The organism is Methylobacterium nigriterrae, from assembly GCF_037106235.1.
Classification (GTDB): Bacteria; Pseudomonadota; Alphaproteobacteria; order Rhizobiales; family Beijerinckiaceae; genus Methylobacterium; species Methylobacterium nigriterrae.
On sequence record NZ_JBAWTG010000845.1, the window covers coordinates 1 to 273 of the forward strand.

At 66.7% G+C, this 273-nt stretch carries 1 protein-coding gene; it reads left to right on the plus strand.

Annotated elements, in window-relative coordinates; translation table 11 throughout:
• Positions 1 to 273: glutathione S-transferase C-terminal domain-containing protein (locus tag WDW90_RS39395; protein WP_336493029.1), on the plus strand; the 273-nt coding region annotated here is incomplete at both ends.

Consider the following 273-nt stretch of genomic DNA (forward strand, 5'->3'; position numbering starts at 1 on the left):
GACTACGTCGTCGGCACGCTGCACGGGCAAGCCTTCGGGCGCATCTTCAAGCCGCCGAAATTCGAGCCGCCGGACATCGTGCACCAGACCCGCGGCGGCGGGCAGCACGCGACGGAGAGGAAGGGCCACGAGATGGTAGAGGAGGCGCTTAGCATTCTGGAGCGACAACTCGCCGGGCGGGACTATGTCACGGGCGCTCAGTTCACGATTGCGGACAGCGCCCTGTTCTACGCCGAGCGATGGGCACCACAGGTGAAGATCGCCCTGCCGCCG